We start from the raw sequence: 16,034 nt of genomic DNA, 5'->3' as shown, positions 1-16,034 counted from the left end.
TGTGAATATATAGAATTGGAAATTTTTGAATTGAATAAATGGTGAATCAATACCTACAAGCCGACAAGATAAACCTAGCTATAGATTGCTGCATATTCGGGTTTGACGGCGAAAACCTTAAATTGTTACTCATCAAACGAAATTTCGAACCCGAGCAGGGCAATTGGTCGCTCATGGGAGGTTTTTTGAAACGAGACGAGGATCTTGAAAATGGGGCCAAGAGAATTTTGAACGAACTAACTGGGTTAAATAATGTCTATCTTGAGCAACTCCTCAGTTTTGGAAATGTAACCCGAGATCCAGTTGAACGTACTATTTCTGTGTGTTTTTATGCCTTAATAAACATTCAAGATCATGATTTTGAATTGGCAAAGTCTAAAAATGGCTCTTGGTTTTCTCTAGACGAGAAACCGAATCTGATTTTTGACCACAACGATATGGTAGAAAAGGCTATAGCCGAGGTAAGATATAAGGCGGCTTTGCATCCGATTGGGTTTGAACTATTGCCAGACAAATTTACCATTCCTGCTTTGCAAAGACTTTATGAGGCTATTTATGGGTATAAATTGGACAGAAGGAATTTCAGTAGAAAGATTCTTTCAACAAAACTTTTAATAGATACAGGCGAAAAAGACAACAATTCTACAACCAAAAAGGCTTCCTTGTTTAAGCTAGATACCGAAAAATACACTTCTCAATTCAACGCGTTTCATTATTTCATAAATCTCTAGTTGAACCAACTCTTGTATTTTTTTGTAGAAAAGCAATAACACTGAATAAATGGAAATAGGAATAGATAGTTTTGCGGCAAAAGATAGTTCAAAATCCGATACTAATAAAAATAGTCAAATAGCGATTTCAGAACTTTTGGAAAGAATAGCTTTTGCTGATTACTCAGGCTTAGATTTTTTTGGAATTGGCGAACACCATAGAAAAGAATTTTTGGATTCAGCTCCCACAATGATTTTGGCTGCCGCAGCCGCAAAAACCGAAAAAATAATACTAAGTAGTGCAGTAACAGTTTTAAGTGCAGCCGATCCCGTAAGAGTTTTTCAAAATTTTGCGACTTTAGATTTAATTTCAAATGGCAGGGCAGAAATGGTGGTGGGCAGAGGGTCATTCACAGATGCTTTTCCTCTTTTTGGGCTTAATTTGCATCATTATGACGAGCTTTTTGCTGAAAAATTGGATTTGCTATTAAAAATAAAAGAATCTGAAACGATTACTTGGTCAGGGAAATTTAGGCCAGCCTTACACAACCAAGCCATTTATCCAAGACCGATACAAGAAGATATTCCAATTTGGCTGGGTGTTGGTGGTACTCCTCAGTCGTTCGTCAGAGCTGGCGTGTTGGGTTTACCACTGATGGTTGCCATTATTGGCGGCGATACGCACAGGTTTCGACCTTTGGTAGATTTGTACAGAGAAGCTGGTAGAAAAGCAGGTCATTCTCCCGAAAAATTGAAGGTGGGCTTACATTCCTTAGGGTATGTTGCCAAAGATTTGGATACTGCAATTGAAGAGTATTATCCGGGTTATGCCGAAATGTTTACCCGAATTGGCAAGGAAAGAGGATGGCCGCCTGTAACAAAGTCACATTTTATGTCTCAAATTGGCCCATTAGGTGCTTTTTTAGTGGGAAGTCCTGAGGAAGTGGCGGCTAAAATACTTAGGCATAGCGAAGCACTTGGTGGAGTTTCGAGAGTTACTTTCCAAATGGATAATGCAGGACTTTCTCACGAAAAGTTGTTGAACGCAATTGAATTGATTGGCACAAAGGTGTCGCCTTTGGTGAATGCAGCTATTTGATTTTTAGATAAGGATACATTTTGGTTCTAAATAAAAAGAGAAAGAGTTTATGTTTCGTTTATATTAATGTCATTTTAGAAATAAACCTATAGTTATTCAACAGAAGGTACTTTTGATTGAAATAGTGGACTGGGTTAACAAGAAATATGGAAAACAACCGAAGAGCATTTATTAAGAAACTAGGTCTAGGGAGCTTTTCAGCCTTTGGTTTTTCAGAAAATGAATTTCTTTTGGATTCAAAAATCAAAAAGGAAGGTCTTACAGTGTTGTTTCAAGGAGATTCTATAACAGATGGAAATCGCACCCGAAACAACGACTGGAACCATGTAATGGGTCATGGATATCAATTTATTATAGCAAGCAAACTATGGTTTGAAAATCCGAAATCAAATCTAAAATTTTATAATCGTGGAATTAGTGGTAATCGTGTCACAGATTTAGAAAATCGTTGGCAAGAAGATGCCATTACTCTCAAACCCGATATAATAAGCATATTGATTGGTGTGAATGATACCATGTCGGTTGTTAACAATCAAAATCCACAAACTATTGAAACATTCGAAACTTCGTATCGAAACCTCTTAAAAAAATCAAAAAGAGAGCTCCCAAATGTAAAATTCGTGATTTGTGAGCCATTTATTCTTGAAAATGGCTGGGTTAACAAAAACACTGAGATTTGGAAAATAGAAATTGAAAAACGTCAGAAGGTAGCTAAAGCTATAGCTCAAGAGTTTGATGCTATTTTTGTTCCATTTCAACAATTATTCATCGATGCCTGTGAAAAAGCCCCAATCGATTATTGGATTTGGGATGGGGTGCACCCCATGCCTGCTGGTCATGAACTAATGGCAAGGCAGTGGCTTAAAGTTGTTGGAAAATACATGCATTTTTAAAACGTTTCTGGATAAATTTTCTTGGCATTTTTTTATTCAAGTTTTGTCAAAGATATCTTGACAAGTTTTTTGGTAGTTCTATTAAATCACCAAGTATCATATTAATTTTATCAAATCTATTTGTTTATCAGTCAAATAGCTTTATTATTCTTTGCATAGTGTCCTAATCAAAGTTTTTCGAATTATTCTATTTTTATCTAATTTATTAGAAGATATGAAAAATACATATATATTTGTGTAAAAATGACACATATAAATATTAATATAATATATTGATATATAAACAAATTGTGAAAGTAGTCATTTGATCTATTTTACAGCAAGTTTGTTGTTTTTTCAAGATCGGCATTTTGCAGATATTCAACCTTTACAATGAAAAAAATACTTCTAAGCTCAATCGTGCTTTGGGTGAGCATTGCTCAAGCTCAAACTCCTCTAAAACTTTGGTACAAACAACCAGCAGGTAATACGTGGGAAAACGCCTTGCCAATCGGTAATGGCCGTTTGGGTGCAATGATTTATGGAAATGTAGAAAAAGAAACCATTCAGCTCAACGAACACACTGTTTGGAGTGGAAGCCCCAACCGAAACGATAATCCAAAGGCTCTTGAGAATTTGGCCGAAATCAGAAAACTGATTTTTGAAGGAAACCATAAAGAGGCCGAAAAATTGGCAAATCAAGCCATTATCACCAAAACTTCACACGGACAAAAATTTGAACCTGTCGGGAATCTCAACTTAGTTTTCAATGGCCATGAAAACTACACCAATTATAACCGTGAATTAGATATTGAACGAGCCATTTCAAAAACCACCTATCAAGTGGGCGATGTGGTTTATACCCGTGAAGCCTTTGCTTCGTTGGCCGATAGAGTAATTGTAATGAAAATTTCGGCCAGTAAAGCAGGAAATTTATCTTTTAACGCCAGTTTTTCTTCTCCACAAAAAAGAAAAACGATTGCCACAACGAGTACCAAAGATTTAACAATTTCGGGAACAACGAGTGACCACGAAACCGTAAAAGGCATGGTCGAGTTTAAGGGAATTACTCGCATAAAATTAGAAGGTGGCAGCCTTCAATCTACCGATACATCGTTGGTGGTAAAAGGAGCAAATTCTGCTACAATTTTCATTTCAATTGCTACTAATTTCAACAATTATCAAGATTTAAGTGGTGATGAAAGCAAACGTGCCACCGAATATTTAAACAAAGCCTACCCTAAAACATACACGACACTACTGAATTCGCACACTTTAGTCTATCAAAAGCTATTTAATCGAGTAAAAATTGATTTAGGAGAAACGGACTTAGTAAAACTGCCTACTGATGAACGACTAAGAAATTTCAGAAATACCAACGACCCTCAGATGGTGGCTTTGTATTACCAGTTTGGGCGATATTTATTGATTTCGTCTTCGCAACCTGGTGGACAACCAGCAAATTTACAAGGTATTTGGAATCATAGAATCAACCCACCGTGGGATAGTAAATATACCATCAACATCAACGCCGAAATGAATTATTGGCCAGCCGAGAAAACTAATCTTTCGGAATTGCATGAGCCTTTCTTGAAAATGGTGCAAGAACTTTCAATTACAGGTCAGAAAACTGCCAAAGATATGTACGGTGCAAGAGGCTGGATGGCTCACCACAATACTGATATTTGGCGAGCAACTGGTGCAATTGATGGAGCTTTTTGGGGTATGTGGACAGCTGGTGGTGGCTGGGTGAGCCAACATTTATGGGAACACTATCTGTACACTGGCGATAAAGCATTTTTGGCTTCAGCTTATCCTGCACTTAAAGGAGCGGCACAATTTTATGCCGATTTCTTGATTCCACACCCACAAAAAAACAATTGGTTAGTCGTAAACCCTGGAAATTCTCCTGAAAATGCTCCTGTGGCTCACGATGGTTCTTCGCTTGATGCGGGCGTTACGATGGATAATCAGATAGTTTTCGATGTGTTCAGCAAGGCAATCAGTGCGGCTCAGATTCTAAAAAAAGATGCTGCATTTGTCGATTCTCTCAAAAAATTAAGAGATAAATTGCCACCAATGCACATTGGGAAGCACAATCAGTTGCAAGAGTGGCTCGATGATATCGACGACCCTAAAGACCAACACCGCCATATTTCGCACCTTTATGGACTTTATCCATCGAATCAGATTTCGGCTTATCGAACACCAGAACTTTTTGAGGCTTCAAAAAATTCTCTGATTTACCGTGGTGATGTTTCGACAGGTTGGAGCATGGGTTGGAAAGTAAACTGGTGGGCAAAATTGCAAGATGGAAACCATGCTTATAAATTGATTCAAAACCAATTAACACCTATCGGCAACGAGCGTGGTGCGGGCGGTACTTACAATAACCTTTTTGATGCTCACCCTCCTTTTCAGATTGATGGAAACTTCGGTTGTACTTCGGGTATTACCGAAATGTTGATGCAGAGTTCGGATGGTGCAGTGCATTTACTTCCTGCCTTGCCAGATGTTTGGCCTTCAGGTAAAATTTCGGGTTTGAAAGCAATCGGAGGTTTTGAAATCGTAGAAATGCAATGGAAAGATGCCAAATTGGTGAAATTGGTCGTAAAATCGAACTTGGGAGGAAATCTAAGATTGCGTACACCGAATGAATTGAAGGCAATTAATGGTGCAAAACTAAAAGAAGCAAATGGCAAAAACTCTAATCCATTTTATAGTTTAGATGAAACAGCCAAACCTATTATTTCAGAAAAAGCGAGCATAAAAGTACCGAGTTTGAGAGAAACCAAACTTTATGATATTTCTACTCAAAAAGGACAAATCATTACCTTATCACTTTAAAAATTAACGAATTAAACAAAGATTACAATGTTAAAAACAGTATCAAAAATTTGTGGCATAGCACTTTTGTGGTTTTCGATGAATGTTGCAACTGCACAAGTAACCCTAACTAATCCAATCTTAACAGGCTTTTATCCCGACCCAAGTATCGTAAAAGTTGGGGCAGATTATTATTCTGTACATTCTACTTTTTCTTATTTCCCAGGTTTGCCCATCATGCACAGCCGTGATTTGAAAAATTGGAAACAAATAGGTAACGTAATCACCCGACCATCACAGATGGATTTCATGGGCGAACGTATGAGCCGTGGACTTTTTGCTCCTGCGATTACTTATTATAAAGGCATTTACTATGTTACATGTACCGATATTGACCACGACGGCAATTTTGTGGTAACTGCTACTAACCCAGCAGGACCATGGAGCAACCCTGTAAAAATGCCCCAAGTCCGTGGCATTGACCCTTCTATATATTTTGACGAAGCCACCGATAAAGCCTATGTGGTTTACAACAGTGATGCTCCTGACAATAAGCCACTTTACTCGGGTCATCGTACCGTACAAATGTATGAGTTTGACTACAAAAACCTGAAAACTGTCGGAGAGAAAAAGCAATTGATAAACGGTGGTGTAGATATTACCAAAAAACCAGTTTGGATTGAAGGCCCACATATTTTGAAGCGTAACGATTGGTATATTTTGTATTGTGCCGAGGGCGGAACATCGGTCAATCACTCGCAAGTGGCCTTGCGTAGCAAAGATATTTGGGGGCCGTATGTGCCATATGAAGGAAACCCTGTTTTAACACAAAGAGGCTTACCTGCCGATCGTCCTAATCCAATTACTTCGGCAGGACACGCCCAGTTTATCGAAGGTCCAGATGGAAATTGGTACTCAATTTTCTTGGCTGTTCGCCCTTACGAAGGTGATTATTACAATACTGGTCGTGAAATGTTTATTGCTCCGCTTACTTGGGTAAACGACTGGCCAATGATTGAGCACGGCGAAAAAGCCATCGAATACAAATACAAAACCAATATCAAAGAAGTAAAACAAAAAGGTGCTTTGCCACAAAATGGCAATTTTTCTTACACTATGAAGTTCGATAAAGGGCTTGACTTGTCCCTGATGCACTTGCGAACCATTGATAAAAACTCATTTAGCACTTCAAAAAAGAATGGCCTTACCCTAAACTTAAAGCCCGAAACAATTTCAGAACTGGGTAATCCATCTTTTGTAGCGAAACGCCAGCAGCACATGTATTCAACTGCCGAAACCGAATTGAATTTTACGCCAAAAACAGAAAAAGAGAAGGCAGGTTTAGTGATTTATCAAGATGAAAGCCATTTTTACTTTTTGGCAAAATCTATCAAAGATGGTAAAACACAGGTAGAACTATACAAAAGTGTTCACCGCAAAAAAGAAGTAGAACTAATAAACAGCGTGGCTGTGGGCAATGGAAAACTGAATTTTAAAATAACTTCAAAAGCCGATAAAGTAGATTTCGAGATTTCAGAAAATGGCAAAGACTACAAAATCATTGCCGAAAATTTGGATGGAAAACACTTATCAACCAAATTTTCAGGTGGTTTTATTGGAAATGTTTATGCGATGTATGCTACTTCAAACGGTGAAAAATCAGACAATAATGCCACATTTAAGTATTTGAAATACAGCGGTGATGATGCCGTTTTGAAATAATTACGAGTCGCATTTTTGGGTAAAACTTTATGATTTTTTTTAAATAATATTCAACCTCAAAATCTATTTTAAAATGAAACTCAATTCAATTTTTCGATTATTAGTTATAACCGCTGTTTTGGCTTCACCCTATTTTGCTAGTGGCCAACCACCACGTGGTCCTTACGTAATTTCGCCCAAAGTAAACGCTGATAAAACTGTTACTTTCTCTTATTTAGCACCTAATGCTACCATCGTTTTATTAGGCGGCGGACAGTTTGGTGCAGTAGATGTACCCATGACAAAGAACGCTGATGGCGTTTGGTCGGTAACTTTCGGACCCATAAAACCTGATATTTACCCCTATAGTTTTAAAGTAGATGGAGTTACTGTAAACGACCCAGCCAATGTCTATTTGTTTCCAAACGAGCGTTTCAAGGGTAGTTTAGTAGAAATCCCATCGGATGTACCTGCCATTTATGCTTTGAAAAACGTGCCTCACGGAACACTTTCGTATGAATTATATCCTTCGGTAGAAGGCTCAACTGGTACGATAGTGGTTTACACACCGCCAGGTTACACCAAAGAAAAATCGAAAAAATATCCGGTTTACTACCTCATTAGTGGTACCACCGATACCGAAGAAACTTTCTGGAAAGTGGGTAAAGTAAATTTGATGCTTGACAATATGATAGCCGAAGGCAAAGCAAAACCCATGATTGTGGTGATGCCGTATGGCAATCCGATGGCTAAAATTGCCGAACAAACTGGCAAAGACAAGCCTGCCGATGTGACGAGTCGTGATGGAGAAGATGCCCTCAAACGCATGAAATTATTTGAAACAGACCTTATTACGAACATTATTCCTTACGTCGAGAAAAATTATCGAGTAATTACCAACCGTGATAACCGTGCTATCGGTGGTTTCTCTCGTGGTGGCGGCCAAACGCTCCGTGCTGCCTTCAACAATGTCGATAAGTTCGCTTACGTATGTAGCTATGCGTCATATATTTCTCCTGCCGAAATGGACAAAAGTTTTACGAACATTACGGCAAATCCTGCTAAAACCAACAAAGATTTCAAACTTTTATGGTCGGGCATCGGTACTGAAGATTTCTTGTACAAAGGCACAACTGAATGGGAAGCATATTTGAAAGATAAGAAAATAAATGTTAAAACTTATGCTATCCCAGGTGGACATACTTGGATGAATGTGAAGCAATATCTCAATGAAACTTTGCCGGTGCTTTTTAAATGACATTCAAAATAATTATTCAACCTCATAAAAAACAATGAAAAATACGCTCAGAAAAATTGTTTTTATTACTGCTTTATCAAGTAGTATTTGCTTTGCTCAAAATACCTCGATTTTGGAGGATTTCAAACCTTCCACCTTCAACCAACCCGGGCAAGAATACCCTATGGTAAATTCTCAAGGTTACGCCCGCTTCAAAATTGTTGCTCCAGCTGCAGATAGCGTGAGAGTAAGTTTAGGACTTGGCGGTAAAGGTGGTACAAAACTCAAAAAAGCTGACGACGGAACTTGGATGGGAACTACCGACGGTCCAATGGATGAAGGTTTTCATTACTACAACGTAAATATTGACGGTGGAAAATTCAACGACCCCAACGCTTTAAACTTCTATGGGTCAACTCGTTGGGAAAGTGGCATCGAAATCCCAGCCCACGACCGTGACTTTTATGCCTTAAAAAACGTTCCGCATGGCCACGTTCAGCAAGTGCTTTTTCCTTCACCGAGCACCAATACTTCACGCAGAGCCTTTGTTTACACGCCTCCAGGTTATGAAAAAAACACAAAGGCCAAATATCCAGTGCTCTACTTACAACACGGTTGGGGCGAGGACGAAACCGCATGGATGAACCAAGGGCACGCCAATTTGATAATGGATAATTTGATTGCAGAAGGAAAAATCAAGCCATTTATTGTTGTGAATACTTACGGAATGACCAACGAAGTGAAATGGGGCAAAATGAAAGACTTTAGTATTGTTCCTTTTCAAACCGTTTTGATTGACGAACTCATTCCTTATGTAGATGCCAATTTCAGAACAATTGCCAAACAATCGCACCGTGCAATGGCGGGCTTGAGCATGGGCGGCATGGAAACCAAAACCATAACGCTCAATAAACCAGACGTTTTTGCTTATTATGGATTGCTAAGTGGAGGCACTTATGCACCCGAAGAAATTAAAGACAAATCGAAAGTAAAAATGATTTTTTTGAGTGCAGGTAGCAAAGAAAGACCAGAAAGAATTTTGGATGCCACAACGAAATTGAAAGAAGGTGGTTTCAATGCTATTTCTTATGTTTCTGACAAAACTGGCCACGAATTCCTGACTTGGAGACGCAGTTTGTTGGCCATGGCTCCTTTGCTTTTTAAATAAAATTGATTTACTATTTTTAAAAATATTATGAGAAAATTAACCTCACTATTTGCCTTTCTTATTTTGTGTGGAAACTTGGTTTTTGCACAAAAAATGGAAAAAGAAATGCCCAAAGGCTACGAACAAGAAAAAATGGGCATTTCCAAAGGCAAAATTGACACGGTGCTTTACGACTCAAAAACCGTAGGCAATAAGCGTAAAACATTGGTTTACACACCGCCAGGTTTCGACAAAAAGAAGAAATATCCTGTATTTTATCTCCTTCACGGAATTGGTGGCGACCATTTAGAGTGGTTCAAAGGGGCAAATCCACAAAATATCTTGGATAATCTTTATGCCGAGGGTAAAATTCAACCCATGATAGTGGTTATGCCAAACGGTCGTGCCATGAAAGACGACCGCAATGGCGGAAATATTATGGCTCCAGACAAAGTTCAGGCTTTTGCAAATTTTGAAAAAGACCTTTTGAATGACCTTATTCCTTTTATCGAAAAGAAATATCCTACGCTAACCGATAAGGACAATCGTGCCATTGCTGGTCTTTCGATGGGTGGTGGCCAGTCATTAAATTTCGGTTTGGGAAATTTGGATAAATTTTCTTGGGTTGGAGGATTTTCTTCGGCACCTAATACCAAAGTTCCACAAGAATTAGTACCCAATATTGAAGCCACTAAACAAAAACTGAAACTACTTTTCATATCATGCGGAGATGCTGACGGACTTATAGGATTCAGCAAACGCACACACGATTATTTGTATCAAAATGACGTTCCACATATTTATTATTTAGAAACTGGTGGGCATGATTTTAAAGTTTGGAAAAACGGTTTATATATATATTCACAGTTTTTGTTTAAACCAGTCGATAATACTTCTTTGGAGCAATATACTGTTTTGGGAACGCCTGCCGCTACCAACATTCGTAATGGAAAATACCCTCAAATTTTACCCGATAATCGAGTAATTTTCAAAGTAAAAGCCCCTGATGCTCAGAAAGTTCAAATTGATTTGGGTAAAAAATACGATATGGTGAAAGACACGAGTGGGTTTTGGAACGTTACGACTGATGTAATCAGCAGAGGCTTTCATTATTATTCATTAATTATTGATGGTGTAGTTTTGGCAGACCCAGCTAGCGAAACTTTTTACGGAATGGGTCGCCAAGCAAGTGGTATAGAAATTCCGTACAAAGAAGGTGGTTTTTATGCTTTGAAAGATGTGCCACATGGTGATATTCGCATCAAAAAGTATTTTTCAAAAGCAAGTAATTCTTGGCGTGAGATGTATTTGTACACCCCGCCAGGTTATGACAAGTCGACTGAAAAATACCCAGTTTTGTACCTTTTGCATGGAGGTGGCGAAGACCAACGTGGTTGGGCTACGCAAGGAAAAACAGATTTGATTTTGGATAATCTTATAGCTGAAAACAAAGCCAAACCAATGATTATCGCCATGCTAGACGGCAATGTCGGTGGTGGAGGAGGTATTGCCAACTTTGGCGAACAACAACTGAGAGCCTTTGAAAACGAGCTCAAAAACGGAGCGATTCCGTTTGTAGAAAGTAATTACAGAGCAGAAACCGACGCTAAAAATCGAGCTTTAGCAGGGCTTTCAATGGGTGGTTTACAAACGCTGCATGCAGGAATTAAAAACACCAATATGTTTGCGTATTTGGGTGTATTCAGCTCGGGTTGGTGGGCAAACAACACCAAACTTTCTGACCCTCAGTATGAATTTATGGCAAAAAACAGCAGCACTATTAACGAAAACATCAAAGAATTTTGGATTTCGCAAGGTGGCAAAGAAGACATTGCTCACGCCAATGGCCTAGTTATGATGAAAAAGTTTGACGAAATGGGCATTAAATACAAATACAGCGAGTACTCCGGAGGGCATACTTGGCCGGTTTGGAGACATGATATTTATTTGTTTTCGCAGTTGCTTTTTAAATAGAAGGCGAATGTGATTTTTTTGACAAAAAGAAAAAATCTGTACAATTTAAAATAAGTTTAAAGATATTTTAATAATTCAAAAAATGAATAAAATACGCAAATCATTGCATCCAGTTTTGGCATTTTTTACGCTGTTTAGTTTACAATTTTTTGTAAATACAGCTACAGGACAACCGCCTGGTTTTCAAAGACCTCCTTTGCCGCCAATTCCTATAAAAGGTGATACAACACATACTTTAAGCAGGCACTTTTCAACTGCTACCAACACTAAAATAGCACCCTATACCAATGGTTTTGTTCATAGGTGGTTGGTTTTAGAACCAATCAAGAAGGACATAGCACGAAATAATATCTTCACAGACAATTATCTCCGAAATACATTTCAGACAGATAATTTTTTGGATAATTATTTGGTAGTTCCTAAAGATGGCGAAATGGTAAAAGTAGGCAACCAAGATCTCAAATGGTATGGTTTAGATAGTAAAACCTTTAATTTTAATCTGTTCAATTTTTCTTATGACATCAACAAACCGAAGTATGGATTACTTTTTTGGTTGGTTACAGTAATTGACTGTCCAGAAGAAATACAGAATGTAAGAATGACTGCTGGCTGTAATTCGGGAGGAATGTTTTGGCTCAATGGTAAAGAAGTTCTCATGCTTTCTGGTGACAGAGATATGATTGTTGACAATGTGGCTTCACCATTATTAACCTTAAAAAAGGGTAAAAATATTATTCGAGGAGCAGTAATTAATGGCCCAGGCATGGCCAATTTTTGTCTTCGTTTTATTGATGAAAAAGGCAAGCCTGTTAAAAGCATCAGCATCAGCAAAAATTAAAGTCTAATCCAAATTTTAGCAAAGAAATGAAATTTAAACTAATAGTTTTTTTATCAATATTACTCACAAATACAGTTAAAGGTCAAATTGGAAAACCTTTCATACATGACCCTTCAACCATTGTAGAGTGTGAAGGGAAATTCTACACCTTCGGAACAGGAGGCGGAGGGTTAATCTCCAACGACGGTTGGACATGGCACGGCGGGGCCGTAAGACCAGGTGGGGGAGCAGCCCCAGATGTTATAAAAATTGGCGATAGATATTTGGTGGTTTATGGAGCAACTGGTGGCAGTACTTCACACAAGGGTATCATTTATACCATGTGGAATAAAACACTAGATCCAAAATCGCCCGATTTTAAATATTCTGAGCCGATCATAGTGGCTACTTCAGACGGCTATGAAGAAAACGATGCCATCGACCCAGGCATCATGTTAGACCCTACAACTGGCCGCCTTTGGTTGGCTTATGGCACTTATTATGGATACACTCGCATTATAGAGTTAGATCCAAGAACAGGAAAACTCAAGGCAGGAAATAAACCTGTCGATGTGGCCATAGTGTGCGAGGCAGCAGATTTGATCTATCGAGATGGCTGGTATTATTTGCTTGCTACCCATGGCAGTTGTTGCGACGGTGCAAACTCAACTTACAACGTAGTAGTCGGTCGTTCTAAAAAAGTAACCGGGCCTTACATTGATAATGTTGGCAGAAGCATGATGGAAGGCGGTGGTAAAATGGTGGTGGCCACTCGTGGGAGATTGATTGGTCCTGGGCATTTTGGACGAGTAATTCTTGAAAAAGGAGTTGAAAAAATGTCAATCCATTATGAGGCGGATTTAGATCAGAGCGGTCGTAGTGTGTTGGGTATTCTTCCTATAGTTTGGAAAGATGGGTGGCCAGTAGCTGGTGAAAAATTTAAAGAGGGAACTTATGAAATAGAATCGGTAAGGAGAGGATATGGTTTAGAACTGGCAGTAGATTTTACAAGAATGGCGAATGCACCAAGAGGTTTTGGCCAAGTTAATAACGACCCTATCAAACCAGTTCCTAATCAGGAATTAGCTGATGTAATTAAAAATTGGCCAAATGGTAACATCAATGTACGAATTGGAGATTATATGCACAGACCGCACCAAAAATGGACTATTACGGATGCTCCAGATTCTACGGGCTATTTAGGCGGGCCTTATTACAAAATTGTATTGGAAGGCACAGAACGAGCATTAACCGCAACTGCCGATGCTCAGTTAATAACTGTCCCCGCCTTTACAGGTAGCCCAGAACAATTATGGAGAATAGATCAACTGACCGATGGTACGTACAGAATTATGCCCAAAATAGTACCCAATTCAAATAAAAAATTGGCATTGGTATCTGCAGGAGATAGCACGCCATCGCTTGCCGAATTCGACTTTGCAAGCGATAATTCTAAATGGAACTTTAGGGTGCATTAAAAGTCCTTTGTAAAGTTTAAAATCAGATTATTTTAAATAAATGTTCAACCAAAACTCAATTTTTCAATTATGAAAAAGCTATTTTTTTCTCTATTTTTATCAATTGCCAGTTTAGTCGCATTTGCCCAAAACCCGATTGATGGTAGCTGGAAAGGTTCCCGTGAAACGCCAAATGGCACTTTTGAAGTAAACTACACTTTCAAAGCAGAAGGTAACAAGTTAACAGGAACTTGGAAAACGCAATTTGGAGAAACCACATTGGAAGAAGGCCTTATTGATGGCAAAAAGATTTCATACAGTATTTCTTTAAATGGTAACAAAATGAGTTACACTGGCGAGATAGTTTCAGACAAAGAAATTGTTTTGAAAAGTGAGCGTGGTGAAATGAAAATTACCAAGCAGTAATTACAAAGTACCAATCAATTGATTCTGTTTTTGGGTCTAGAGATTGGTTCTTTGAGTGCTATGTTGCATAGATTAAACATCCATTGGCCGATAGCGGCTTAGAGAATTTTTTGACCGATTATAAAAAAGATAATGGCTAATTCAGCTATATTTGACGATAGGTGAGATGCTTGGATTCCCTATTTATATTCTATATTTATAATCATTATCTACTCAAATATGCGGTCTGCGTTTTTAGTGGCTATTTTGCTAATGTGTCTGTTTTCGTGTGATAAAAGCATCGACCCCAATGTTCAAAAGGCTTTTGGAAGCAGTCCAGATTATCCATGGGTCTTTCCTGAGGAAGAAGTCAGAACGATTAGCATTCACATAGGTGTAGAAAATTGGGAGAGAATTCAACGAGACATGGAGAGTCGAATCGCCCGAAAATTTGGTAGTCAAACTGCAATTCCGGGTGTTACACCCATGCAAGCTACCAATCTTGATGCCGTTCCAGGAGATCCTATTTATGTGTCGACGGAGGTTAAACAAGGAGAAAATACGTGGAAGAAAGTGGGGTTTCGCTTAAAAGGTAATGCATCTTTAAGTTCGAGTTGGCGAAGCGGTATTTACAAATTACCATTCAAACTTCAGTTTGATGAGTTTGAGGATGAACATAAAGAAGTCAAGAATCAACGTTTTTATGGTTTCAGAGAATTATCATTTTCTCCAAGTTTTGGTGACAACACTTTCATGAAAGAAAAACTATTGACTAGTCTATTTCGAGAAAGTGGAGTTTTGGCATGTAAGGTGGCTAATTATAAGGTTTATATTGACTTTGGTCAAGGTTCAAAATATTGTGGGGTTTATCAAGTTATTGAAGCCGTAGCCGAGCATTTGGTGGAAAATCAAACAGGTAAACAAGTCGGTAACGTTTACAAACCCGAGTCGAGTTTTCAAAACTTAAATTTGACATTATTCGAAAAACAAAACAATAAGCAACAAGCCGACTATGAAGATGTAAAACGATTAGTAACCGTCCTTAATAACGGAAATCGGCTGTCTGATAAAATACAATGGAAAAAGGATTTGGAGGCAATTTTTGATGTAGAAAGGTTTCTGAAGTATTTGGCTGTTAACAATACAGTCGGTAACTGGGATGGATATGGGCAAATAACGCACAATTATTTTTTGGCAAATATTGATGGCAGACTATCTTATTTGCCTTATGATTTGAACCTCTCTTTTCAGATGAAAGGCGGTAACAACCGAACGGCCCTATCTTTTGATATGAATGAAGTTACCAGTCAATGGCCGTTAATACGCTATTTGATCGATGATTCGGAATATTTTGCTTTTTATAAATCTTCAGTTAAAGAGTTCATAATAAGCCATTTTAACCCAGCTTTAATGAAGGAATATCTCGAAAAGCACAAAACGATTTTACAACCTAATTTCATGGAACCATCCTTAGAAAAACCTCCCTATAGCCACCTATCCAACGCCCAAAGTTTTACTCAATCTGTTTTGAGTTTAGACAAATACATCAATGAAAGGCATACCGCGGCTTCGATTTTTGTAAAAGAGTAATTGTATTTTTAGGTATTGAAACGCTTTATGAATATTTTAACATGCAAGGCTTGCATACTGTTTTGATATTTCTCTTTCGAAAACTAATTATTTCATGTCAAAATTTGAATTGCCTAAGAGAATATAATAATTTCAATAAATTTTTGTTAAAAATACTAGATTGTGTTAATTTTACACAATCTATGTTTCAATCTTAATT

12 protein-coding genes are annotated in these 16,034 nt (G+C 38.1%); all 12 read left to right on the top strand.

What is annotated here, in order from left to right:
- Positions 1 to 38: 38 nt before the first annotated feature.
- Positions 39 to 731 (top strand): NrtR DNA-binding winged helix domain-containing protein, encoded by a 693-nt coding sequence (locus tag EGI26_RS11515; RefSeq protein ID WP_303626741.1) that lies wholly within the window; start codon positions 39 to 41, stop codon positions 729 to 731.
- Positions 732 to 780: 49 nt separating this feature from the next.
- Complete coding sequence (locus EGI26_RS11510; RefSeq protein ID WP_255078472.1) at positions 781 to 1,809, top strand: LLM class flavin-dependent oxidoreductase; 1,029 nt, start codon at positions 781 to 783, stop codon at positions 1,807 to 1,809.
- Positions 1,810 to 1,955: 146 nt separating this feature from the next.
- Positions 1,956 to 2,702, top strand: coding sequence for an SGNH/GDSL hydrolase family protein (locus EGI26_RS11505; protein WP_255078470.1), 747 nt, complete (start codon positions 1,956 to 1,958; stop codon positions 2,700 to 2,702).
- Positions 2,703 to 3,074: 372 nt separating this feature from the next.
- Positions 3,075 to 5,528 carry a glycosyl hydrolase family 95 catalytic domain-containing protein gene (locus EGI26_RS11500; protein ID WP_255078468.1) on the top strand — a complete coding sequence of 818 codons (2,454 nt, stop codon included), beginning with the start codon at positions 3,075 to 3,077 and terminating at the stop codon, positions 5,526 to 5,528.
- A gap of 78 nt (positions 5,529 to 5,606) precedes the next feature.
- A complete protein-coding gene (locus EGI26_RS11495; protein WP_409035365.1) occupies positions 5,607 to 7,229 on the top strand; it encodes a glycoside hydrolase family 43 protein in 1,623 nt (540 codons plus the stop codon).
- A 73-nt stretch (positions 7,230 to 7,302) separates the two neighbouring features.
- Positions 7,303 to 8,466: an esterase family protein gene (locus tag EGI26_RS11490; protein WP_255078465.1), complete on the top strand. Its 1,164-nt coding sequence runs from the start codon at positions 7,303 to 7,305 to the stop codon at positions 8,464 to 8,466.
- Positions 8,467 to 8,500: 34 nt separating this feature from the next.
- Complete coding sequence (locus tag EGI26_RS11485; RefSeq protein WP_255078464.1) at positions 8,501 to 9,613, top strand: alpha/beta hydrolase-fold protein; 1,113 nt, start codon at positions 8,501 to 8,503, stop codon at positions 9,611 to 9,613.
- A 27-nt stretch (positions 9,614 to 9,640) separates the two neighbouring features.
- Positions 9,641 to 11,566: an alpha/beta hydrolase-fold protein gene (locus EGI26_RS11480; RefSeq protein ID WP_255078463.1), complete on the top strand. Its 1,926-nt coding sequence runs from the start codon at positions 9,641 to 9,643 to the stop codon at positions 11,564 to 11,566.
- Between the two features lie 82 nt (positions 11,567 to 11,648).
- The gene (locus tag EGI26_RS11475; RefSeq protein ID WP_255078462.1) at positions 11,649 to 12,404 is read left to right on the top strand and encodes an acetylxylan esterase; all 756 of its coding nucleotides are present in this window, start codon (positions 11,649 to 11,651) and stop codon (positions 12,402 to 12,404) included.
- A gap of 26 nt (positions 12,405 to 12,430) precedes the next feature.
- A complete protein-coding gene (locus EGI26_RS11470) occupies positions 12,431 to 13,861 on the top strand; it encodes a family 43 glycosylhydrolase (protein ID WP_255078461.1) in 1,431 nt (476 codons plus the stop codon).
- Positions 13,862 to 13,930: 69 nt separating this feature from the next.
- On the top strand, positions 13,931 to 14,266 hold the full coding sequence (locus EGI26_RS11465; RefSeq protein ID WP_255078460.1) for a hypothetical protein: 336 nt from the start codon (positions 13,931 to 13,933) through the stop codon (positions 14,264 to 14,266).
- A gap of 219 nt (positions 14,267 to 14,485) precedes the next feature.
- Positions 14,486 to 15,835 carry a CotH kinase family protein gene (locus tag EGI26_RS11460; RefSeq protein WP_255078456.1) on the top strand — a complete coding sequence of 450 codons (1,350 nt, stop codon included), beginning with the start codon at positions 14,486 to 14,488 and terminating at the stop codon, positions 15,833 to 15,835.
- Positions 15,836 to 16,034 lie beyond the last annotated feature (199 nt).

The organism is Lacihabitans sp. CCS-44, assembly GCF_024343735.1.
Classification (GTDB): Bacteria; Bacteroidota; Bacteroidia; order Cytophagales; family Spirosomataceae; genus Leadbetterella.
Note: the sequence above shows the minus strand (reverse complement) of the source record. Positions and strands in the feature narration are given on the sequence as shown.